The organism is Qipengyuania citrea (genome assembly GCF_024171405.1).
In the GTDB taxonomy this organism is placed as follows: Bacteria; Pseudomonadota; Alphaproteobacteria; order Sphingomonadales; family Sphingomonadaceae; genus Qipengyuania; species Qipengyuania profunda.
In genome coordinates, this window is the sequence record NZ_JALJZT010000002.1 from 156,950 (window position 1) to 175,705 (window position 18,756).

Annotated in this window: 22 protein-coding genes; 13 read left to right on the top strand and 9 right to left on the bottom strand. The window is 66.5% G+C overall.

What is annotated here, in order from left to right; genetic code table 11:
• Positions 1-3 precede the first annotated feature (3 nt).
• The 4 genes from J2S32_RS01635 to J2S32_RS01650 are packed head-to-tail and all read right to left on the bottom strand — an operon-like array spanning position 4 to position 3,190.
• On the bottom strand, positions 4-711 hold the full coding sequence (locus tag J2S32_RS01635; RefSeq protein WP_253515394.1) for a DUF2459 domain-containing protein: 708 nt from the start codon (positions 709-711) through the stop codon (positions 4-6).
• Positions 684-1,640 (bottom strand): 50S ribosomal protein L11 methyltransferase, encoded by a 957-nt coding sequence (locus tag J2S32_RS01640; RefSeq protein WP_253515396.1) that lies wholly within the window; start codon positions 1,638-1,640, stop codon positions 684-686. Before J2S32_RS01640 ends, J2S32_RS01635 begins: the two co-directional genes overlap by 28 nt.
• Positions 1,582-2,490, bottom strand: a complete 909-nt coding sequence (gene bla / locus J2S32_RS01645; RefSeq protein ID WP_253515398.1) for a subclass B3 metallo-beta-lactamase — start codon at positions 2,488-2,490, stop codon at positions 1,582-1,584. Before bla ends, J2S32_RS01640 begins: the two co-directional genes overlap by 59 nt.
• Entirely contained in the window at positions 2,480-3,190 is a 711-nt protein-coding gene (locus J2S32_RS01650; RefSeq protein ID WP_253515399.1) for an SDR family NAD(P)-dependent oxidoreductase, read from the bottom strand. Before J2S32_RS01650 ends, bla begins: the two co-directional genes overlap by 11 nt.
• Positions 3,191-3,298: 108 nt before the next feature.
• On the opposite strand from J2S32_RS01650, the gene sdhC reads away from it, so the two are divergent.
• The 3 genes from sdhC to sdhA are packed head-to-tail and all read left to right on the top strand — an operon-like array spanning position 3,299 to position 6,021.
• Positions 3,299-3,679: a succinate dehydrogenase, cytochrome b556 subunit gene (gene sdhC / locus J2S32_RS01655; RefSeq protein WP_253522862.1), complete on the top strand. Its 381-nt coding sequence runs from the start codon at positions 3,299-3,301 to the stop codon at positions 3,677-3,679.
• A 12-nt stretch (positions 3,680-3,691) separates the two neighbouring features.
• Positions 3,692-4,078 (top strand): succinate dehydrogenase, hydrophobic membrane anchor protein, encoded by a 387-nt coding sequence (sdhD, locus tag J2S32_RS01660; protein WP_253515400.1) that lies wholly within the window; start codon positions 3,692-3,694, stop codon positions 4,076-4,078.
• The gene (sdhA, locus tag J2S32_RS01665; RefSeq protein WP_253515401.1) at positions 4,078-6,021 is read left to right on the top strand and encodes a succinate dehydrogenase flavoprotein subunit; all 1,944 of its coding nucleotides are present in this window, start codon (positions 4,078-4,080) and stop codon (positions 6,019-6,021) included. Before sdhD ends, sdhA begins: the two co-directional genes overlap by 1 nt.
• A 61-nt stretch (positions 6,022-6,082) precedes the next feature.
• Here the strand turns inward: sdhA and J2S32_RS01670 are convergent, their stop codons facing one another.
• The gene (locus J2S32_RS01670; RefSeq protein ID WP_253515402.1) at positions 6,083-6,379 is read right to left on the bottom strand and encodes a type II toxin-antitoxin system RelE/ParE family toxin; all 297 of its coding nucleotides are present in this window, start codon (positions 6,377-6,379) and stop codon (positions 6,083-6,085) included.
• Entirely contained in the window at positions 6,366-6,617 is a 252-nt protein-coding gene (locus J2S32_RS01675; RefSeq protein ID WP_253515403.1) for a type II toxin-antitoxin system ParD family antitoxin, read from the bottom strand. Before J2S32_RS01675 ends, J2S32_RS01670 begins: the two co-directional genes overlap by 14 nt.
• 76 nt (positions 6,618-6,693) lie before the next feature.
• Here J2S32_RS01675 and J2S32_RS01680 point away from each other — a divergent pair, with 76 nt between their 5' ends.
• Together J2S32_RS01680 and J2S32_RS01685 are read left to right on the top strand one after the other, a co-directional pair.
• Entirely contained in the window at positions 6,694-7,995 is a 1,302-nt protein-coding gene (locus J2S32_RS01680) for a M20/M25/M40 family metallo-hydrolase (protein ID WP_253515404.1), read from the top strand.
• Positions 7,996-8,103: 108 nt separating this feature from the next.
• On the top strand, positions 8,104-9,372 hold the full coding sequence (locus tag J2S32_RS01685) for an adenylate/guanylate cyclase domain-containing protein (RefSeq protein WP_253515406.1): 1,269 nt from the start codon (positions 8,104-8,106) through the stop codon (positions 9,370-9,372).
• Between the two features lie 15 nt (positions 9,373-9,387).
• Here the strand turns inward: J2S32_RS01685 and J2S32_RS01690 are convergent, their stop codons facing one another.
• On the bottom strand, positions 9,388-10,038 hold the full coding sequence (locus J2S32_RS01690; protein WP_253515407.1) for a peptidylprolyl isomerase: 651 nt from the start codon (positions 10,036-10,038) through the stop codon (positions 9,388-9,390).
• A gap of 147 nt (positions 10,039-10,185) precedes the next feature.
• On the opposite strand from J2S32_RS01690, the gene J2S32_RS01695 reads away from it, so the two are divergent.
• Both J2S32_RS01695 and J2S32_RS01700 read left to right on the top strand, forming a co-directional pair.
• The gene (locus J2S32_RS01695; protein WP_253515408.1) at positions 10,186-10,575 is read left to right on the top strand and encodes a BlaI/MecI/CopY family transcriptional regulator; all 390 of its coding nucleotides are present in this window, start codon (positions 10,186-10,188) and stop codon (positions 10,573-10,575) included.
• Positions 10,572-12,305 (top strand): M56 family metallopeptidase, encoded by a 1,734-nt coding sequence (locus tag J2S32_RS01700; RefSeq protein WP_253515409.1) that lies wholly within the window; start codon positions 10,572-10,574, stop codon positions 12,303-12,305. The genes J2S32_RS01695 and J2S32_RS01700 overlap by 4 nt, the downstream gene beginning before the upstream one ends.
• Positions 12,306-12,377: 72 nt before the next feature.
• Here the strand turns inward: J2S32_RS01700 and ypfJ are convergent, their stop codons facing one another.
• Complete coding sequence (gene ypfJ / locus J2S32_RS01705; RefSeq protein WP_253515410.1) at positions 12,378-13,235, bottom strand: KPN_02809 family neutral zinc metallopeptidase; 858 nt, start codon at positions 13,233-13,235, stop codon at positions 12,378-12,380.
• 89 nt (positions 13,236-13,324) lie between these two features.
• Here ypfJ and J2S32_RS01710 point away from each other — a divergent pair, with 89 nt between their 5' ends.
• The 6 genes from J2S32_RS01710 to J2S32_RS01735 all read left to right on the top strand — a co-directional run bounded on the left by J2S32_RS01710 (position 13,325) and on the right by J2S32_RS01735 (position 18,337).
• Complete coding sequence (locus J2S32_RS01710; RefSeq protein ID WP_253515411.1) at positions 13,325-14,092, top strand: 3-hydroxybutyrate dehydrogenase; 768 nt, start codon at positions 13,325-13,327, stop codon at positions 14,090-14,092.
• 6 nt (positions 14,093-14,098) lie between these two features.
• Complete coding sequence (locus J2S32_RS01715; RefSeq protein ID WP_253515412.1) at positions 14,099-14,437, top strand: hypothetical protein; 339 nt, start codon at positions 14,099-14,101, stop codon at positions 14,435-14,437.
• Positions 14,438-14,574: 137 nt separating this feature from the next.
• Positions 14,575-16,038: an IMP dehydrogenase gene (gene guaB / locus J2S32_RS01720; protein WP_253515413.1), complete on the top strand. Its 1,464-nt coding sequence runs from the start codon at positions 14,575-14,577 to the stop codon at positions 16,036-16,038.
• A 3-nt stretch (positions 16,039-16,041) separates the two neighbouring features.
• A complete protein-coding gene (locus tag J2S32_RS01725; RefSeq protein WP_253515415.1) occupies positions 16,042-17,232 on the top strand; it encodes an RsmB/NOP family class I SAM-dependent RNA methyltransferase in 1,191 nt (396 codons plus the stop codon).
• A 103-nt stretch (positions 17,233-17,335) separates the two neighbouring features.
• Positions 17,336-17,842, top strand: coding sequence for a tetratricopeptide repeat protein (locus J2S32_RS01730; protein WP_253515417.1), 507 nt, complete (start codon positions 17,336-17,338; stop codon positions 17,840-17,842).
• A gap of 18 nt (positions 17,843-17,860) precedes the next feature.
• Positions 17,861-18,337, top strand: coding sequence for a hypothetical protein (locus J2S32_RS01735; protein WP_253515418.1), 477 nt, complete (start codon positions 17,861-17,863; stop codon positions 18,335-18,337).
• Here J2S32_RS01735 and J2S32_RS01740 read toward each other — a convergent pair.
• Positions 18,298-18,735, bottom strand: coding sequence for an RNA pyrophosphohydrolase (locus J2S32_RS01740; protein ID WP_253522866.1), 438 nt, complete (start codon positions 18,733-18,735; stop codon positions 18,298-18,300). The genes J2S32_RS01735 and J2S32_RS01740 overlap by 40 nt on opposite strands.
• Positions 18,736-18,756 lie beyond the last annotated feature (21 nt).

Sequence of the window (18,756 nt, forward strand, 5' to 3'; positions counted from 1 at the left end):
CGCCTAGCGGGCGCTGTCGAGCGTTTCATAGGGAACCCAGCGCATCACGCCGCCGGCCAGCGGGGTCCAGCGACCCGTGCGGATACCCGCTTCGGCCAGCGTGTCGCTGGTCCACTGGTTGCAGGTGTTCCCCAGATGATAGGTCCCCGGCGCGTCGTAGAAGACGTCATGGGCGTAATATCCGCGATAGGATATGCGCGCAGCGGGCGGCAGGACCTGGCGCTCGATCGCCGCAACCAGCAGGGCGTATTGCCTTCGGGTTATCCGCAGCGGGCGGATCGTGTCGCTGGGTGCGGGCCGGGTGTAATGCGCGATATGGAGCAGGCTGTCGCCGCCCACCGCCGCGCCCAGGATCGTGGCGGGCGTGATATCGCCCCAGGTCGGCGTGTTGAGGAAGACCTCGCGCTCGCCCCAGCTGACCGACACATGCGTATAGGGGCGAAAAGGCGCATCGAGATCGCCCACCGGGAAAGCGGGCCGCCAATCCTTCTGCGCGGTCACCAGCGGCATGACGATTGCGGTATGCACGCCATTGGTTTCGATCATGATCTCGACGCCGGTGGCGGGCTCGACCCAGTCGCCATTGCGCGGGAGCGCGCTGCCGATCCACGCGGCGAGGAGGAACAGCGTCAGCAGGGAAAGCGGCACCGCGATCGCCCAGGCGGCCCATTTCGCCGCGTGGTTCACCGCACGCGGCTTTTGCGCAGCCACAGGATCGACCAGTCGCCGCGCACCAGCCGCCGTGCCAGCCGGAAGCCCTGTGCGCGGTAGGCACGGCGCACGCGCGCCTCCTGCGTTTCGAGCAGCCCTGCGAGCAGCAGGTTCCCGCCCGGCGTAATGGCGGCGGTGAAGGACGGCGCAAGTTCGACCAGCGGCACGGCCAGGATATTGGCGATGAACAGGTCGTAGGGACCGCGCAGCGCCAGCAGCGGATCGTCCATCCCGTCGGCGATGACCATGGTCAGTTCGCCGGGACCGTGGCCTTGGCGGACCGCGTTGGTCGCCATGTTGTCACGCACCACGCCCGCGCAAACCGGGTCGATATCCGATGCGGTAGCGGTGGCGTGCGGCCACAGATGGATCGCGGCAAAGGCGAGCAGGCCGGTGCCGGTGCCGATATCTGCATGGTTGCGCGCGATCACGCCCTCGCGCTTCATCAGGTCGAGCATGGCGAGGCAGCCCGCAGTGGTCTGGTGCTGCCCCGTCCCGAAGGCCTGGCTGGCCGGAACGATGAAATCGACCATTGCCGGGTCGGCCGGATGTTCGGGCGTGCGGACATGGAACCGGCCCGCACGGATCGGGTCGACGCCTTTCTGGCTTTCGGTCACCCAGTCGGTATCGGGCAGCTTCTCGACCACGAAAGCGGGCGGCTTGCCTTCAAACAGCGCCGCCACGCGTTGCAGGTCGGAGGATTTCGGCTGGCGATCGAGATAGACTTCGACCGTCCAGTCATCGGGCAAATGGTCGGCGACCTCCATTCCGGTGACCACCCATTCGACCGGCCAGTCGGGCGCATCCTCATGCGCGACCAGCGCGGCCTTGGCGACGGGCTTCGACACTTCGGCGAGGATCTTCCACGCATCAGCCACCGGCTTCATCCGCCAGTCGCTTGTCGAGCCGGGCTTCGACTGCGTCGGCATAGTCGGCGCAGGACATCCCGCCGATCAGCAAACCGCTGGCCGCGCGCGCGACCATCTCGCTGGCCGAGGGATGCGGTGTGAGCAGGAGGTCGCATTTCAGGTCGCGCAGGCGTTGCAGGCCCGCGCGATAGGCGGCGACATAATCGGGATGGTCGCCGAAGCGGTAGTCGTCGCGGCTCACCGGCGAAAGCGAATCGGCATAGACGATGCCGATGCACTCGCCCGCCGCATCGCAGGAGTCCCACGCCCAGCTCAGCGCGCCCGGTGTATGCCCCGGCGTGGCGATCGCGGTCAGCGCGGCGGTTTCGCTGCGGATGGTCTCGCCACCATGCACCACGACATCGACGGCGACCGGTTCCATCGGATCGTGCATGCCATATTGCGGATCGTCGGGATCGTCCTGGCTGCTGCGCAAGACCGCGGCGGCGCGCGGCGAGGCGACGACATGCGCGCCGCTCGCCTGCTTGATCGCCGCATGCCCGCCGACATGGTCGAAATGCTCGTGGCTGTGCAGCAGGCTGGCGATCTCGTTGGGGCGGAAGCCGAGCTTGCCGATATTGTCGAGCACCACCTGCGCGCCCGCTACGGTGCCGCTGTCGATCAACACGTGTCCCTGCGTGCCCGCGACGAGGATGGCGGAGATACCGCAAGTGCCGACGTAATAGGTCGAACCGTGGATGCGGTAGGGCGGGGCGGGCTTGTCCCATTCGTCCCATTCGGAACAGGTCGCCGCCCATTGCTGCGGGGTGACCTGTTCGCTCGGCGGCAGCGGGGCCAGCGTCTGGATCGGCGGCGCGCAGGCGGATGCGAGCAACGCCGGGGCGAGGGCGGACAACAGTCTAGCGGACATAGCTGGCTCCATTGGCATCGAGCGTGGCGCCCGTCATGCTGGGCGGCGCATCGAGTGCGCAGAATTCGACCAGCCTGGCAATCTCTTCGGGCTCGGCCACGCGCCCCAACGGGATATCCGCGAGCAGGCCGGGCCCGCCGCGGCTGTCGAGGTAATCGCCCGCCATCGAGGTGTCGGTAAAGCCCGGGGTAATGGCGAAGCTCAGGATACCCTCGCGCGCATATTGGCGGGCGATGGTCTTGTGCATCGCCAGCATCCCGCCCTTGCTTGCCGCATAATGCCAATGCGCGGGCGAATCGCCGCGGTGCCCCGCGCGGCTGGCGACATGGACGATCCGGCCCGCCGCGCCGCGCTCCTTCCAGTGCCGCACCGCGAACCGGCTGAGCTGCGCCGCCGCGGTCAGATTGATCCGCATGGTGTCCTCCCATGCATCGAGCCAGGCGATATCCGAACGGTCGATCGGATTGGGATCGAACAGTCCGGCATTGTTGACCAGCACGTCGATCTGCCCGCCCGCCCGCGCGAGCGCTGCCTGCCACACTTCCTGCGGTGCCCCCGGTTCGCAGAAATCGGCGGGGATGGTGTCGATCGAATTGCTCCGCGTGGCCTGGCCGATGACCTGGGCGCCGCGGGCCTCGAGCGCGGTTTTTGCCGCCGCCCCGATCCCGCGGCTGGAGCCGGTAAGAAGAATGCATGTCATGCAAACCCTATTCGAAAAATTTGCGCAACTTGTCAAGGCCGCGCGCCTTGTCACACACGCCCATATCGCTAAGGGAAGCACTCCAATTGTCTCAACCGGAAGATGACCATGGCCAACCGCCCGATGGCGCCGCACCTGCAAATCTGGAAATGGGGTCCGCATATGGCGGTCTCGATCCTCCACCGCGTGACCGGCGACGGCATGGCGCTGGTCGGTCTCGGCGTGCTGCTGTGGTGGCTGGGCGCAATGGCCGCGGGACCCGAGGCCTATGGCCAGTTCGAAACCCTGATGGGTTCGCCGCTGGGCATGGTCGTGCTGGTCGGGCTGAGCTGGGCGTTCTTCAGCCACATGATGAGCGGCCTGCGCCACTTCGTGCTCGATCTCGGGGCCGGCTACGAACTCGACACCAACAAGACCTGGTCGGTCCTCGCACCGCTGTTCGGCATCCTTCTCACTGCGGGCTTCTGGGCCCTCATCCTGCTTCGCTAAAGGGCAATACCCATGGGTAACGGAACCTCCATCGGACGCGTGCGCGGGCTCGGCTCGGCGCATGAAGGCGCGCATCACTGGCTGCTGCAGCGCTTCACCGCGATCGGCAATCTGGTGCTGATGCTGTTTCTCGCGGTCAGCCTCGCGCTGCTGCCCGACTATTCCTACGGCACGGTCGCCGGCTGGGCCTCGCAGACGGTGCCCGCTACCGCGCTGGCGCTGCTCATCGTCTCGGTCTTCTGGCATGCCCGCCTCGGCCTGCAGGTGCTGATCGAGGATTATGTCCATACTCCCGGAAACAAGTTCGCCTGTATCGCTGCGCTCAACCTGGCGGCGATCGGCGGCGGTGTCTTCGGTCTCGTTTCGATTGCGCGCATCGCGCTTGGAGGAATTTCCTGATGACTAGTGGTGCGAACAATGGCGCGCCGCCGCACGGTGGGCGCGACGATACCAATACGGGCAATGTGGACAGTTCCAACCAATCTCCGACAACCGCTCCGGCAACGCCCGGATCCGCCCCTGGAACGAAACGGCAGGGCGGCGCCGCCGCCTATCCGATCGTCGAGCATACCTATGACGTAATCGTCGTCGGCGCCGGCGGTTCGGGCCTGCGCGCCACGATGGGCGCCGCCGAAAGCGGCCTCAAGACCGCCAACATCACCAAGGTTTTCCCGACCCGTTCGCACACCGTCGCGGCGCAGGGCGGTATCGCCGCCAGTCTCGGCAACAACACGCCCGACCACTGGCAGTGGCATATGTACGATACGGTCAAGGGCTCCGACTGGCTCGGCGACCAGGACGCGATCGAATATCTGGTGCGCGAAGCACCGCAGGCGGTTTACGAGCTGGAGCACGCCGGCGTGCCCTTCAGCCGCAATGACGACGGCACGATCTACCAGCGCCCGTTCGGCGGGCATATGCAGAACATGGGCGAAGGCCCGCCGGTGCAGCGCACCTGCGCCGCGGCCGACCGGACCGGTCACGCCATGCTCCACGCGCTCTACCAGCAGAGCCTGAAGTACGACGCGGACTTCTTCATCGAATATTTCGCGCTCGACCTGATCATGAAGGACGGCGTCTGCGTCGGCGTCATGGCCATGTGCCTCGATGACGGTACGATCCACCGCTTCCGCGCAAAGGCGGTGGTGCTGGCGACCGGCGGCTATGGCCGCTGCTATTACACCGCGACCAGCGCGCATACCTGCACCGGCGATGGCGGCGGCATGGTGCTGCGCGCCGGACTGCCGCTGCAGGACATGGAATTCGTCCAGTTCCACCCCACCGGCATCTACGGCGCGGGCGTGCTCATCACCGAGGGCGCACGCGGCGAGGGCGGCTACCTCACCAATTCCGAGGGCGAGCGGTTCATGGAACGCTATGCGCCGAGCGCGAAGGACCTCGCCAGCCGCGACGTCGTCAGCCGCTCGATGGCGCTTGAAATGCGCGAAGGCCGCGGCGTGGGCCCCGAAAAGGACCACATCTACCTCCATCTCGACCACATCGATCCGACCGTGCTCGGCCAGCGCCTGCCGGGGATCACCGAGAGCGGCAAGATCTTCGCCGGGGTCGACCTGACCCGCGAACCGCTGCCCGTCACTCCGACGGTGCATTACAACATGGGCGGCATCCCCTGTAACTATCACGGCGAAGTGATGGCGGGCGACAAGAACGATCCCGAAAAGATCGTCCCCGGCCTGTTCGCGGTGGGCGAAGCCGCCTGCGTTTCGGTCCACGGCGCCAACCGCCTCGGTTCGAACTCGCTGATCGACCTCGTGGTGTTCGGCCGCGCGACCGGCCACCGCCTCAAGGAACTGATCAAGCCGGGCACCAGCCATGACGAGCTGCCCGCCGACAGCGCCGACCTGTCGCTCACCCGGCTCGACCATTTCCGCTATGCCGATGGCGGCACGCCGACGGCGGAGCTGCGCGCGGACATGCAGAAGACCATGACCCGCCATGCCGCGGTGTTCCGCGACAGCAAGCTGATGGCCGAGGGCGTGGAAAACCTGAAGCAGATCAACAAGCGGATGGAGGACGTGAAGGTCTTCGACCGCTCGCTGATCTGGAACAGCGATTTGATCGAGACGCTCGAGCTCGACAATCTCATGGCGCAGGCCAATGTCACCATGGCTTCGGCGGAAAACCGCAAGGAAAGCCGCGGCGCGCATGCGCATGAGGATTTCCCCGACCGCAACGACGCCGAATGGATGAAGCACACCATCGCCTGGTTCGACGGCTGGGGCGGCAATGGCGGCGGCGTGAAGATCGATTACCGCCCGGTCCACGAATACACGCTGACCGACGACGCGAAGTACATCGAGCCGAAGAAGCGGGTTTACTGATGCGGGCGGGGCGCCCGCCGGTTTACGGCCGGCGCCCGAGGCGTTCCCGACAGGGCCTGCGCTAGAGACTGTCGTCCGCATCCATGCGATTGTGCAGGATGCGGACGATGTCGATCGCCGTCTCGCCGACCCGGTAGAAGATCAGGTGCTCGCCGCTGGAGAGCTTGCGGAAGGCGCCAAGTCGGCTTTCATAGGCTGGGTGCATGAGTGGAAAGCGTGACAGGCCCTCTATGTCGTGGCGCAGGTCCGAGACGTAGCGGCGCGCCTGATCTTTGCCCCAGCGCGCCTTGGTATAGACGGCGATGTCGTCGAGATCGGCTTGCGCGGGCGATAGGAGGCGAACCTCATACATCGTCATCGGGCCCGAAATGGCGCTCCATGAAACTGTCCCAATCGAACGGGCGGGCGGGGCCGCTGTCGAGTCCTTCCTTGAGCGCGCGGTCGAGCGCTTCGCGCTTCGCATCCTTCGCAATGTAATGCCGCATGGCTTCGCGCACGACCTCGCTCGTGGTCGCGAATTCACCGCTTTCCACCTTCTTGCGCGCGAAATCGGTGTAGGGTTTGCCGAGGGCGATCGAAGTGTTCTTGCTGACCATGCGTCTCAGGATACCAAAAATTGGTATTCGCGGCAATCGCGTTGACTTTGTCCGTCCGGCTTGGCCAAGTCCGGCGATGCGTTTCGTTCTTCCCGCGCTGGTCTTCGCCGCCGCATTCGCCAGCCCTCTCGCCGCGCAGCTCACTGCGCCCGAACAGGCCATTGTCGCTACCGTCGAGGAAGGGTTCGAGCGCGATGTCGCGCTGCTCGAGGAAATCACGCTCATCAATTCGGGTTCGCACAACCATGCGGGCGTGAAGGCGGTTGCCGACATGCTGGCGCCCAAGTTCGCGGCGCTCGGCTTTGACGTCGAATGGATCGACCAGTCGGCTCAGGGGCGCGCAGGCCACCTGTTTGCGCGGCACGAAGGCGCACCGGGCACCACGAAGATGCTGCTGATCGGCCATCTCGATACGGTGTTCGAACCCGATTCCCCGTTCACCGGCTTCGTCCGCGAGGGCGACAGCGCCGCCGGCCCCGGCGTGGTCGACGACAAGGGCGGCATCGTGGTGATGCTCGCCGCGCTGCGCGCAATGCAGGCGGCAGGTACGCTGGAAGGCGCGAATATCGTCGTCGCGCTGACCGGCGACGAGGAAGATGCGGGCGAACCGCTGGAAGCCGCGCGCCGCGACCTGGTCGACGCGGGTAAATGGGCCGATGTCGCGCTGGGTTATGAAGGGCTGTCGGTGCTGGACGGCAAGGACGCGGGCGTGATCGCGCGGCGCTCGTCGGGCAGCTGGACGCTGACCACGCACGCGGGCAGCGGGCACAGCTCGGGCATCTTCTCCGACCATGCGGGCTATGGCGCAATCTACGAAATGGCGCGCATCCTCGATGCCTTCCGGCGCGAATTGCCCGAGGAAAACCTCACCTACAACGTGGGCTTCATGGCGGGCGGAACCCCCGCCGAGCTGGGCGAGGACGGCCTTTCCGCCACCACCAGCGGCAAGACCAACATCATCCCCTCGCAGGCGGTGGCGCGCGGCGATCTGCGCGCGCTGACCCCGGAACAGAACGAGGCGACCGCCGAGCGGATGCGCGCCATCGTCGCGCAGCACCTGCCGGGCACCGAGGCGACCATCGCGATCGAGTTCCGCTATCCGCCGATGGCGCCGACCGCGGGCAATGCCGCGCTGCTCGACCGGCTCAATGCGATCAATGCCGATCTCGGGCGCGAGGCGATGCAGCCCTATCCCCCGTCGCGGCGCGGGGCGGCCGATATCAGCTTCGTCGCGCCCTATGTTGATGGCCTGGCGGGGATGGGGCCGGCGGGCAGCGGGAGCCATGCCGAGGGCGAGACGATCGACTTGCGCTCGATCGTGCGGCAGGCGCAGCGCTCGGCCATCCTGATGAGCCGACTGGCGCGCGAAACCCGCTGATATTCGCACTGCGCCCGGCCGGGCCGGGCACCTGCCTGCGCCAGCCGCTGGTCTTGCCGCGCGGCATTGGGTAGGTTCGCCGGTGCAGGGGGCATTGGGGGGCAATCGATGCTGGGGCGTTTCGAAGATCCGGATACTGAACGCGCCTATGTCGAGGGCGAGCGGCTGGCGCGCATTCCCGGTACCCGCTTCCTTGCCGGGATCGGCATTGTTACGCTGCTTTCCTATATCGGGTTCAATCCGCTGCATTTCCCGCGCGAGGGAGTGATCGCCTACAATCTCGCGGCGGGCATCTTCATCGCCGCGCTGGTCGGGATCATCGCGCTCACCTTTACGTGGTTCTATGTCGAGCGGGGATGGGTCGACATGCTCATCTTCACCGCGCTGGGCGTGGCGATGATCATGCTGATCGACGCGCTGGGCGACCAAGCCGCGATCACCGGCATTTCGCGTTTCGGCATGGCGATCATAAACCTCGGCATCTTGATGGTTTTCGCCAGCGTCGGCTTCGTCGCGACCACCCGCTATTACCTCGCCTGGGCCGGGGTCGTGCTGGTGATCTATCTCGCCTTCCTGGTGCAGGCCGACCGGGGGATCGTGAACAAGGTCTATACCTTCACCAATTTCACCACCTTCTTCACCTTCGCCACCTTCGTGAACTGGGACATCGACCGCCGCGCGCGCAAGACCTTCGCCGCAGGGCAGGCGCTCGAACTCGAACGCCGCAAGACCGAGGAACTGCTCTTCAACGTGCTCCCGCCCGAAGTCGCTGCGCGGCTGCGCGAAGGGCAGGCGGTGGCCGATTCTTTCTCCGACGTATCGGTGATCTTCATCGATATCGTCGGCTTCTCCAAGCTAGCGCGCAGGCTGTCGCCCGGCATGCTGGTCAAGGTACTCAACGAAGTCTTCTCGATCGCCGACGAGTGCGCCGACCGCACCGGAGTAGAGAAGGTCAAGACCATCGGCGATGCCTATCTGGCGGTTTCGGGCGGGCAGGCCTCGGGCGATCGCGGCGCGGGCGAGGCGATCGCTTTTGCCTGCGACATCATCCGCAGCATCCGCGCCTTCGCGCAGGAAACCGACCTCGACGTCCAGGTCCGCGTCGGCATCCACACCGGCCCGGTGGTCGGCGGCGTGGTTGGCAGCCGCCGCTATGCCTATGACTACTGGGGCGACACGATGAATGTCGCCAGCCGGGTCGAAGGTATTGCCGAACCCGGCGGTATCGCGGTGAGCGAATCCACCTATCTCTCGGCGCGGACCGCGATGCCCTTCTCGGGCGCGGAACTGCACACGCTGAAAGGGGTGGGGGAGGTCAAGATTTTCCGCATCGACCGGGCCAGCGTATGCGGCGATGCCGGGGGGCCAACCGCCTAGCTGCCGGGTATCCGGTCAGTCCGTGCCGGTCGGCGCATCCACCCGGCGCATATCGATGATTTCGACCGGATCGGCCAGCAATTGCCCCTTCATCCAGCCTTCGCCCTTGTCGGGATCGGGCGGGAGCGCGTGGATCGCATGGACCACGTCCATCCCGTCGACCACATGGCCGAACACCGCGAAGCCCGCCTGCAGGCTCGGATCGGACGAGGCCGGGGTCGCATCGAGCCCGGTCTGGTCCTTGATCATGATCGAGAAATCGCCCGTCGCGCTGCCCGGATCGTAACGCGCCATCGACAGCGCGCCATCGGTATGGCTGAGGCCGGTCTGGGTCGTCGGTTCATGCGCGATCGGGTCGAGCACGCGGTCGGGGTGCATCTGCGTGCCGCCCTGCAGCAACCCGTTGGGCGATTCGCCCCAGTCGAGATGCATCGCGCGGTAGAAAGTGGTGCCGTCGAACCGGTCCTCGTCGACATAGCGCAGGAAATTACCTGCGGTCACCGGTGCGCGCTCGATCTCGATTTCCACCGTGATATCGCCCATGGCGGTTTCGATCACGACCAGCTGGGTGGCGTAGATCTCCGCCTCGGGCAGCGAGTCGTCCTGCGCGGCGATCGGCGTGGCGAAAAGGGTGAGCGGGGCCAGCGCGGCCAGAATCCGTGTCATTGATCCAGAGTGATATGTCGTTGGTCGAGAAGCAAGGACCTTTCCCGCGCATTCATCCACGCTTCAGGTTTACATTCGTAGTCGCTGTGGCTACAGACGTAATCGAAGAATTACGCGTGACGATCAGACGACGATCAGGAGGTGGGAATGAGCAAGCGCAAGGACGCCCCGGGCGAGCGGATCAGCGAAGCCGAGCACGCCGTCATGGAAGTGCTGTGGGACCGCAACCCGATCTCCGCCGCCGAAGTGTGCGAGGCGATCTGCGCCCGGCGCGACTGGTCGATCCCGACCGTCAAGACGCTGCTCAGCCGTCTCGTCCAGAAGCAGGTGGTCAGCACCGAGCCCCAGGGTCGCAAATTCCTGTATCGCCCGCTGATCGAGCGGTCCGACTATGTCGGTGGTGAAAGCCGCCGCCTGGTCGACCGGCTGTTCGGCGGCCGCGCCGCCCCGCTTTTCGCCCAACTGGCCGAGAGCGAGGCGCTCACCGACGACGACCTCGTCGAAATCGAAGCGCTCTTGAGGGAGATGCGCAAATGACCGAGCTAATCCGCGAATATTGGAGCCTGTTCCTGCTCGATACGCTGGTATGGACCGGCGCACTCATCGGCGTCGCGCTGCTGCTGCGCCGCCCGGTGGCCAAATATCTCGGCGCGGGCGCGGCCTATGCGCTGTGGTTCCTGCCGCTTATCCGGATGCTGTTCCCGCCGGTGACACTGCCTGCATGGATGCGTCCCGACCTTTCGGGTGGTGGCGACGCCGGCAGCGAGGTGATTGCCGCCGATCTGGCGTTTGCGCCGAGTGCCGAGAGTGGGTTTTCCTACAGCGAATTCGTCTCCCCCGCCGCGACTGCGCCGCTCGACACTCCGATCGACCTGCTCACACCGGTGGTGATCGTCTGGCTGGTCGGCGCGGCAATCTTCATGGGCCGCCGGTTCTGGCTGTATGGCGAACTGCGCCGCGAATTGCTCGAGGATGCGCGCCCCGTCGGCGAGGTCGGCCCGATCCGGCTGATCGAGACCACTGCAATCTCGGGTCCGATGGCCTTCGGGGTGTTCGACAAGGTTGTGGCATTGCCCGATGGCTTCATGGCCAGCCGCGAGCGCCAAGTGCGCGATCTCGCGATTGCGCATGAGCTTGCCCATCACCGCGGCCACGACATCCTCGTCAATGTGCTGGTCCAGCCGCTGTTCGCGATCCACTGGTTCAACCCGCTGGGCTGGATGGGCTGGTCCGCCATGCGCCGCGACCAGGAAGCCGCCTGCGATGCGCGCGTGGTGGCCAGCCGCAGCCGCGAAGAACGCGCCGCCTATGCCGCGATCATCGCCGATTTCGCCCGCCGTCCGCAGATCGCGCCGCGGCCCGCGCTGGCGGCGCCGATGGCCTGTCCCGTGCTCGGCGACAAGTCGATCATCCATCGGCTGCGCAGCCTGCCGATGACCGACCATTCGCGCCGCCGCCGCTTTGCCGTACGCGGCGCGGTGGCCGCCGCCGTGTTCGCGCTGCCGATGACCGCCAGCATCGGGTATGCCGAAGGGATTGCCGCCCACGTGCCGGAAGAGCCCTTTGCGCTGCAAACGCCCGTCGCGCCGCTGTCGCCGCTCGCGCCGGAAGCGCCGGATGCCCCGCAAGCGCCCGAACCGCCCAGCGACCGCGAATTCGTCGCCGCGATGGAGCGCACGATCGAGCGTGAGTTTGACCGCGCCGAGCGCGATATCGAGCGCGCCGAACGCGAGCTCGAACGGGCACGCGAATCGATGGCACGTGTCGAGCGCGACCCGGCGCGCCATGCCCGCTGGGACGGCCGCAACTGGGACCAGATGAGCGACAAGGAAAAGCGCGCCTTCAAGAAGGAAATGGCGCAATTGCGCGAGGACCTGGCGGATGGCGGCAAGGTGCAGCGCGAACTGCAGCAGATCGAAGCGCGGCAGGTCGACCGGGCGGAAAGCCGACGCGAGGTCCAGCTTGCCCTGGCCGAAGCGCATGCCGAAGTGGCACAGGTCCGCGCCGAGGCAGTGGCGGAAAAGGCCATCGCCAGCGCGCCGAAAGTGGTGATGAAATGCCTCGACAAGGACCGCGCGGTCACCACCAAGGTCGATGCCAAGGGCCGCACCACCATGTATGTGTGCGAAAGCTATGGCGATACGGTGGCGCTGAAGGCGCTCAAGCACACGCGCGAGTCGCTCGCAGCGGATCGGAACTGGTCCGATGAGATGCGTGCCGAGATCCTCGCGGATATCGACGCGGAGATCGAGCGGCTGTCGCGCTGAGCCCCTGCAGCGCTAGCCTAACGGACGCGGGCGACGGGAGCGCGCCCTTTTTCGCGCCCGCGGGCGCGCCGATCAGCCGATATTGGTAATCCGGTCGCAGGCGCGATCATCGCCCTGCAGGCCCAGCCGCAAGGCATCGCTGCGCTGCTGCGACGTGCCGTGGGTGAAGTTCTCCGACGATACCCGCCCGCCGGTCAGCCGGTCGTCGCCGATCGCGGCGGCGGCCTGCATGCCTTCCTCGATATCGCCCGGCTCGATCAGATTGCGGTTCTTGCCCGCCCAGACCCCGGCATAGCAGTCCGCCTGCAATTCCATCAGCACCTGCAGCTGGTTCGCCCGGCTGGGGTTCTGCTGCTGCGCGCTGCGGATCTGGCTGGAAATCCCGGTGATCGTCTGGATGTGGTGGCCATATTCATGCGCGAGCACGTAATAACGCGCGAAATCGCCGCCCGCGCCAAGCTGGCGTTCGAGCGTGTCGTAGAAGCTGGTATCGATATAGATCGTCTGGTCGGCGGGGCAGTAGAACGGCCCCATCGCCGAGGTCCCGCTGCCGCAGCCGGTGTTCACCCCGCCGCCGCCATAGAGGTCGAGCGTGGGCTGGCGGAACTGGTCGCCATAACCCTGCGCCTCGAAAGTGCCCGCCCAGGTCTGGTTGAGCGATTGCAGGCCGTTGCATGCCTCGCGCGCAAATTCGCTGCTGGTGCACACTTCCTGTTCGTTGGTGTTCGCCGGGCCCGCCTGCTGCTGGCCCTGCTGGACGCCTTCGACCATGCCCGCGGTCTGCATCGGGTCGAGCCCGAAGACGAAATAGCCCACTGCGGCGATCACGATCGTGCCGCAGCCGATCCCGCCTGCCTTGCCGCCGGGGACACCGCCGCCACCGCTCGATCGTACGTTGATATTGCCGGTATTGAACGGATTGAGCCGCATGCGCTCCCCCTTATGCCTGACCGCTTTACAGCGCTTGGTATGTGCGCAATGGCCGAAATCGACTATTCCCACAACGTCCGGAGAGCCAAATGTTTCACGCCGAATTCCTCAAGGGCAAGCGCGCACTGGTGACCGGATCGACCAGCGGCATCGGCCTCGCCATCGCGCGCGCGCTGGCGGGGGCGGGGGCGCAGCTGGTCCTCAACGGCTTTGGCGATGCGGGTGAGATCGCCGGATTGTGCGAGGAACTGGGCGCGACGCACAGCGGAGCGGACCTGACCGATGTCGCGCAAATCGAGACGATGATGGCCGAGGCGGGCGAGATCGACGTGCTCGTCAACAATGCCGGGATGCAGCATGTCGCGCCGGTGGAGGATTTCCCGGTCGAGAAATGGGACACGATCATCGCGCTCAACCTGACCGCGGCGTTCCATACCACGCGGCTCGCCGCGCTCGCGATGAAGCGCAAGGGGTGGGGGCGGATCATCAACACCGCCAGCGCGCATTCCAAGGTCGCCAGCCCGTTCAAGTCGGCGTATAATTCGGCCAAGCACGGGCTCGACGGCCTGACCAAGACCGTGGCGCTCGAACTCGCCGAATTCGGCGTGACCGCCAATTGCATCAGCCCCGGCTATGTCTGGACCCCGCTGGTCGAAAACCAGATCCCCGACACGATGGCGGCGCGCGGGCTGACCCGCGAGCAGGTCATCAATGATGTGCTGCTGGTCAAGCAGGCGACCAAGAAGTTCGTCCAGCCCGACGAAATCGGCGCGCTCGCCGTGTTCCTCTGCCGCGACGAGGCGCAGAATGTGAACGGCGCCAATTGGAGCGTCGATGGCGGCTGGACCGCGGAGTAAGCGCGCGTGCCGAGTATGCTGGTGCCGTTCCTTGTGGCCGCGGGCGCAAGTCTCGTCCTCGGCGTGGGGGGAGCCTTTGCTGCCCTGCGCGAACCCGGTCTTGCGCTGAAACCCCTGTGGGCAGTCCTCGCCTTCGTCGGCGTGGGCGGTGCGGCACTGGTTCCGCACGCACCGGAACAGCTTTACTGGTTTCTTGGCGCGGCGATCCCGACGGTGTCGTTCAGCGCAGCGGCGGGCAGCTGGGAGCCCGAGGTCGTGCGCGCCCTGTTTCCGCTCGGCGCACTCGTGGCGTGGGGCCGGATCTACCTCCATCGCAATCGGCAGCGGTCGGGGCATCGAGCGTAGGACCGCGCCGACCGAAACGGGATAATCTGCGCGCCTTAACGGGCCAGCTCGCAAAGCGCGGTTATGGGCACTAGCTAGTTTCCCCATCCGTCGTTACATGGGCCGCCACATTTCTCCCCCGGCAGGCGATTCTCCACGTGGCACATTTCGACATTCCCCTCGGCCTTACTTTCGACGACGTTCTCCTGCGTCCGGCCGAGAGCGATATCCTGCCGTCGATGGCGCGGACCGCCAGTCGGCTGACGCGCGAGATCGGCCTCAGCATCCCGGTGGTGTCCAGCGCGATGGACACCGTAACCGAAGCCGACATGGCGATCGCCATGGCGCAGCTGGGCGGGATCGGCGTGCTGCACCGCAATCTCGAAGTCGACGAACAGGTCGCTGCAGTGCGCGCGGTCAAGCGCTATGAAAGCGGCATGGTGGTCAATCCGATCACCATCCACCCCGAAGCCACACTGGGCGAGGCGCAGGACATCATGTCCGTCAACCGCATCAGCGGCATCCCGGTGACCGATCGCGACGGCAAGCTTGTCGGGATACTGACCAATCGCGACGTCCGCTTTGCCGAGAACCCGCGCCAGCCCATCGGCGAACTGATGACGACCGAAAACCTCGCCACCGTGCCGCTCGGCACCGGGCAGGAAGAGGCGCGGCGGCTGCTCCACCAACGGCGGATCGAAAAGCTGCTGGTGGTCGATGATGCGGGGCGCTGCGTCGGGCTGATCACGGTCAAGGATATCGAGAAGGCGGTCGCCTATCCCGATGCCACCAAGGACCCCACCGGACGCCTGCGCGTCGCTGCCGCGACCACCGTGGGCGACAAGGGCTTCGAACGCACCGAAGCGCTGATCGATGCCGAGGTCGATGTGGTGGTGATCGATACCGCGCATGGCCACAACATGGATGTCGCGCGCGCGGTCGAGCGAGTGAAGAAGCTGTCGAACAGCGTGCAGGTAATCGCGGGCAATGTCGCCACTGCCGAAGCGACCAAGGCACTGGCCGGGGCAGGCGCCGATGCGGTCAAGGTCGGGATCGGCCCGGGCTCGATCTGCACCACGCGCGTGGTCGCGGGCGTCGGCGTGCCGCAGCTGACCGCGGTGATGGACAGCGCCGAGGCGGCCGAGGAATACGGCATCCCCGTCATCGCCGATGGCGGCCTGCGCACCAGCGGCGATGCCGCCAAGGCGCTGGCTGCGGGCGCGAGCACGGTGATGATCGGCTCGATGCTGGCCGGGACCGAGGAAGCGCCGGGCGAAACCTTCATCTACCAGGGCCGCAGCTACAAGGCCTATCGCGGCATGGGCAGCGTCAGCGCGATGGCGCGCGGCAGCGCCGACCGCTATTTCCAGGCCGATATCAGCCAGCAGAAACTGGTCCCCGAGGGGATCGAGGGACAAGTGCCCTACAAGGGCCCGGCCAGCGCGGTGGTTCACCAGCTGGTCGGCGGGATCAAGGCGGCGATGGGCTATACCGGCAGCGCCACGATCGACGATTTGCGCAAGCGCGCGCAATTCGTCCGGATCACCAATGCCGGGCTGGCCGAAAGCCATGTCCATGACGTGGCGATCACGCGCGAAGCGCCCAACTATCCGACGCGCTAGGCCATGACGCCCGCTGCCCGGGTCCAGACTGCGATCGAGCTGCTCGACCGGATCGTCGAGGCCGCGCGCGCGAAAGCCGCGCCCGCCGACCGCATCCTCGCCGAATGGTTCCGCAACAACCGCTTCGCCGGGTCGAAGGACCGGCGCGCGATCCGCGAGCTGGTCTATGCCGCGATCCGCGCCTGCGGTCCGGTGCCCGCCAGCGGCCGCGCGGCGATGCTGCGGCTGGCCGAGACCGATCCCGCGATCGCGCCGCTGTTCGATGGCTCCAATTATGGCGCCGCGCCGATTGCCGAGGGCGAGCCGGTCGCCGAGGGCGGCGTCGCGCCGTCCTGGCTGATCGCGCGACTGGCGGCCTCGGGTGTCGAAGGCGGCGAGGCCGAGGCCCTGCTCGACCGCGCGCCGCTCGATCTGCGCGTCAACACGCTCAAGGCCGAACGCGCCACGGTGACGCTGCCCGAGCCCGCCGAACCCACCGCCGCCCCGCACGGGCTACGGCTCGCCACTGGTACGCCGGTCGAGCAATGGCCGGCTTTCCGCGCGGGCGAGATCGAGGTGCAGGACACCGGTTCGCAGCTCGCCTGCCTCGCGGCGGGCGCGCAGCCGGGCGAGACCGTGATCGATTTGTGCGCGGGCGGGGGCGGCAAGACGCTCGCGCTGGCCGCGGCGATGGACAACCAGGGGCGGCTGATCGCCTCGGACACCGATCGCAACCGCCTCTCGCGGCTGGCTCCGCGCGCCGACCGCGCAGGCGCGGCGGATATCGCCACCATCCTGCTCAATCCGCAGCGCGAGATGGAGGCGCTGGCCGAGTTCGCCGGCCAGGCCGATGCGGTGCTGGTCGACGCGCCCTGTTCGGGCACCGGCACCTGGCGCCGCAATCCCGAAGCGCGCTGGCGGCTCGACGAACAGGAACTGTCCCGGTTAACCACGCTGCAGGCCTATCTGCTCGATGTGGCGGCGCAGCTGGTGAAGCCCGGCGGGCGGATCGTCTATGTCACCTGCTCGCTGCTCGACGAGGAAGGGGCAGGGCAGTTCGACGCCCTGCTCGCCCGCCACCCCGACCTGCAGCCGCGCGCGCTTGCGCTGCCGCTGGGGCGTCCGCGCGGGCAGGGTATCCGCCTGTCGCCGGCGCCCGATTCCACCGACGGGTTCTTCATTGCCTGTGCAGCGCGGGTTCAGGCCGCTGCGTGAAGACGGGGATTATCACGCTTGGGCCTGACCGCTTCCCGTGTTAGCCATAAGCATTATGGCTGACCCGCCACCTATTCGACGGACGACCCCGCTGGAGACGATTATGCGTTTTGCCCCCGCCGCTGCCGCCCTTTCGCTGGCGCTTGCCATGACATCGAGCGTTGGCTGGGCCGGGGACGACGCGCCGACGCCGCGCGCGGCCGTGTTGATTGCCGAGGGCGAAGCGGCGCTGGCGCAGGGCGATACGCAGGGCGCAATCGACGCGTTCGAGGCGGCGCTGGCGGTCGATCCGGGGCATACGCCGATCTTCCTGCGGCTCGCCGAAGCCGCCCGTGCCGACAGCCTGCAGGGCAAGGCGATCCGCTATTACCGCGAAGCGCTGACGCGCGAGCCGCGCAACCTGGCCGCGATCGCGGGCGAGGGCGAAGCGCTGGTCGAGAAGGGCGCGATCGAAAAGGCGCGCGGCAGCCTGGCCAAGCTGGAATCGCTGTGCGGCCAGAGCTGCGCCGAAACGCAGCAGCTCAACGCGCGTATCGCCGCCGGACCCCCGGCGCGCGTACAGACGGCCGAGGCAAGTTTACCGAACGGTATTACCTCGCAGGCTAACTGACCTCCGCAAGGAGGTCGCATGCAGCCACAAAGAGTTTCGAAATCCGCCGAGATCATGTGGGTCTTGGCGCTTACCGCGGGCGTGTTTAGTAGCATTGGGCTGCTAAGCTTTCTCATCCTTCAGGGGGCATCCGTCGCGGGCTTCGAAAACTCTGTGACGCGCGTGCGCGAATATCAATATCCTTGGTGGCTGTACTGGTTGGGCTCGGTTCTATTATCGGTGATCGGAGCATTGCCGAACATGGTTGCCGCACTGGCGCTGGCCTTACTTTCCCGACGCTGGAGCTGGGCGAACCATCCGGTTTTGTGGGTGCTGGTGGCTGCAGCCGCAGTTCAGGTGCTTTACGTTTTCGTTGGCATTGATGAACGGCGCACTCTGGGCGAGTGGCTGATCATAACCATTTCCGCAATGATCGCCGGTGTCGCCGGCTGGCACGGGCTGCGTTTGGCGCGGCGTCAGACCAGCTCGCGAAACGCGTCCACCACGGCGCGGTAGACGCGTTTCTTGAAGGGCACGATCAGGTCGGGCAGCTGCTCCGCCTCGACCCATTTCCAGTCGCAGAATTCGGGCGGATCATGCGCTTCGAGGTCGATGTCGGCATCCGCGCCGGCAAACCGCGCCAGATACCACACCTGTTCCTGCCCGCGGTACTTGCCGCCCCATAGCTTGCCGATCAGCTCTTCGGGAAGGTCGTAACGGATCGGCTCGTCCATCGCCTTGAGGATGGTCACATGCTCGGGACGAACCCCGGTTTCCTCGCCCAGTTCGCGCAGCGCGGCATCACGCAGGTCTTCGCCTTCGTCGACGCCGCCCTGCGGCATCTGCCACCAGTCGCCTTCCTTATTGTCGATCCGGCGACCGACGAACACCTTGCCGTCGCCGTTAACCAGCATCACACCCACACACGGGCGGTA

Coding starts and splice junctions, on each gene's coding strand:
- J2S32_RS01640 (WP_253515396.1), bottom strand. CDS start 1,640: ATGCCGACGCAGTCGAAGCCCGGCTCGACAAGCGACTGGCGGATGAAG.
- bla (WP_253515398.1), bottom strand. CDS start 2,490: ATGTCCGCTAGACTGTTGTCCGCCCTCGCCCCGGCGTTGCTCGCATCC.
- J2S32_RS01650 (WP_253515399.1), bottom strand. CDS start 3,190: ATGACATGCATTCTTCTTACCGGCTCCAGCCGCGGGATCGGGGCGGCG.
- sdhC (WP_253522862.1), top strand. CDS start 3,299: ATGGCCAACCGCCCGATGGCGCCGCACCTGCAAATCTGGAAATGGGGT.
- sdhD (WP_253515400.1), top strand. CDS start 3,692: ATGGGTAACGGAACCTCCATCGGACGCGTGCGCGGGCTCGGCTCGGCG.
- sdhA (WP_253515401.1), top strand. CDS start 4,078: ATGACTAGTGGTGCGAACAATGGCGCGCCGCCGCACGGTGGGCGCGAC.
- J2S32_RS01670 (WP_253515402.1), bottom strand. CDS start 6,379: ATGACGATGTATGAGGTTCGCCTCCTATCGCCCGCGCAAGCCGATCTC.
- J2S32_RS01675 (WP_253515403.1), bottom strand. CDS start 6,617: ATGGTCAGCAAGAACACTTCGATCGCCCTCGGCAAACCCTACACCGAT.
- J2S32_RS01680 (WP_253515404.1), top strand. CDS start 6,694: ATGCGTTTCGTTCTTCCCGCGCTGGTCTTCGCCGCCGCATTCGCCAGC.
- J2S32_RS01685 (WP_253515406.1), top strand. CDS start 8,104: ATGCTGGGGCGTTTCGAAGATCCGGATACTGAACGCGCCTATGTCGAG.
- J2S32_RS01690 (WP_253515407.1), bottom strand. CDS start 10,038: ATGACACGGATTCTGGCCGCGCTGGCCCCGCTCACCCTTTTCGCCACG.
- J2S32_RS01695 (WP_253515408.1), top strand. CDS start 10,186: ATGAGCAAGCGCAAGGACGCCCCGGGCGAGCGGATCAGCGAAGCCGAG.
- J2S32_RS01700 (WP_253515409.1), top strand. CDS start 10,572: ATGACCGAGCTAATCCGCGAATATTGGAGCCTGTTCCTGCTCGATACG.
- ypfJ (WP_253515410.1), bottom strand. CDS start 13,235: ATGCGGCTCAATCCGTTCAATACCGGCAATATCAACGTACGATCGAGC.
- J2S32_RS01710 (WP_253515411.1), top strand. CDS start 13,325: ATGTTTCACGCCGAATTCCTCAAGGGCAAGCGCGCACTGGTGACCGGA.
- J2S32_RS01725 (WP_253515415.1), top strand. CDS start 16,042: ATGACGCCCGCTGCCCGGGTCCAGACTGCGATCGAGCTGCTCGACCGG.
- J2S32_RS01730 (WP_253515417.1), top strand. CDS start 17,336: ATGCGTTTTGCCCCCGCCGCTGCCGCCCTTTCGCTGGCGCTTGCCATG.
- J2S32_RS01735 (WP_253515418.1), top strand. CDS start 17,861: ATGCAGCCACAAAGAGTTTCGAAATCCGCCGAGATCATGTGGGTCTTG.
- J2S32_RS01740 (WP_253522866.1), bottom strand. CDS start 18,735: ATGCTGGTTAACGGCGACGGCAAGGTGTTCGTCGGTCGCCGGATCGAC.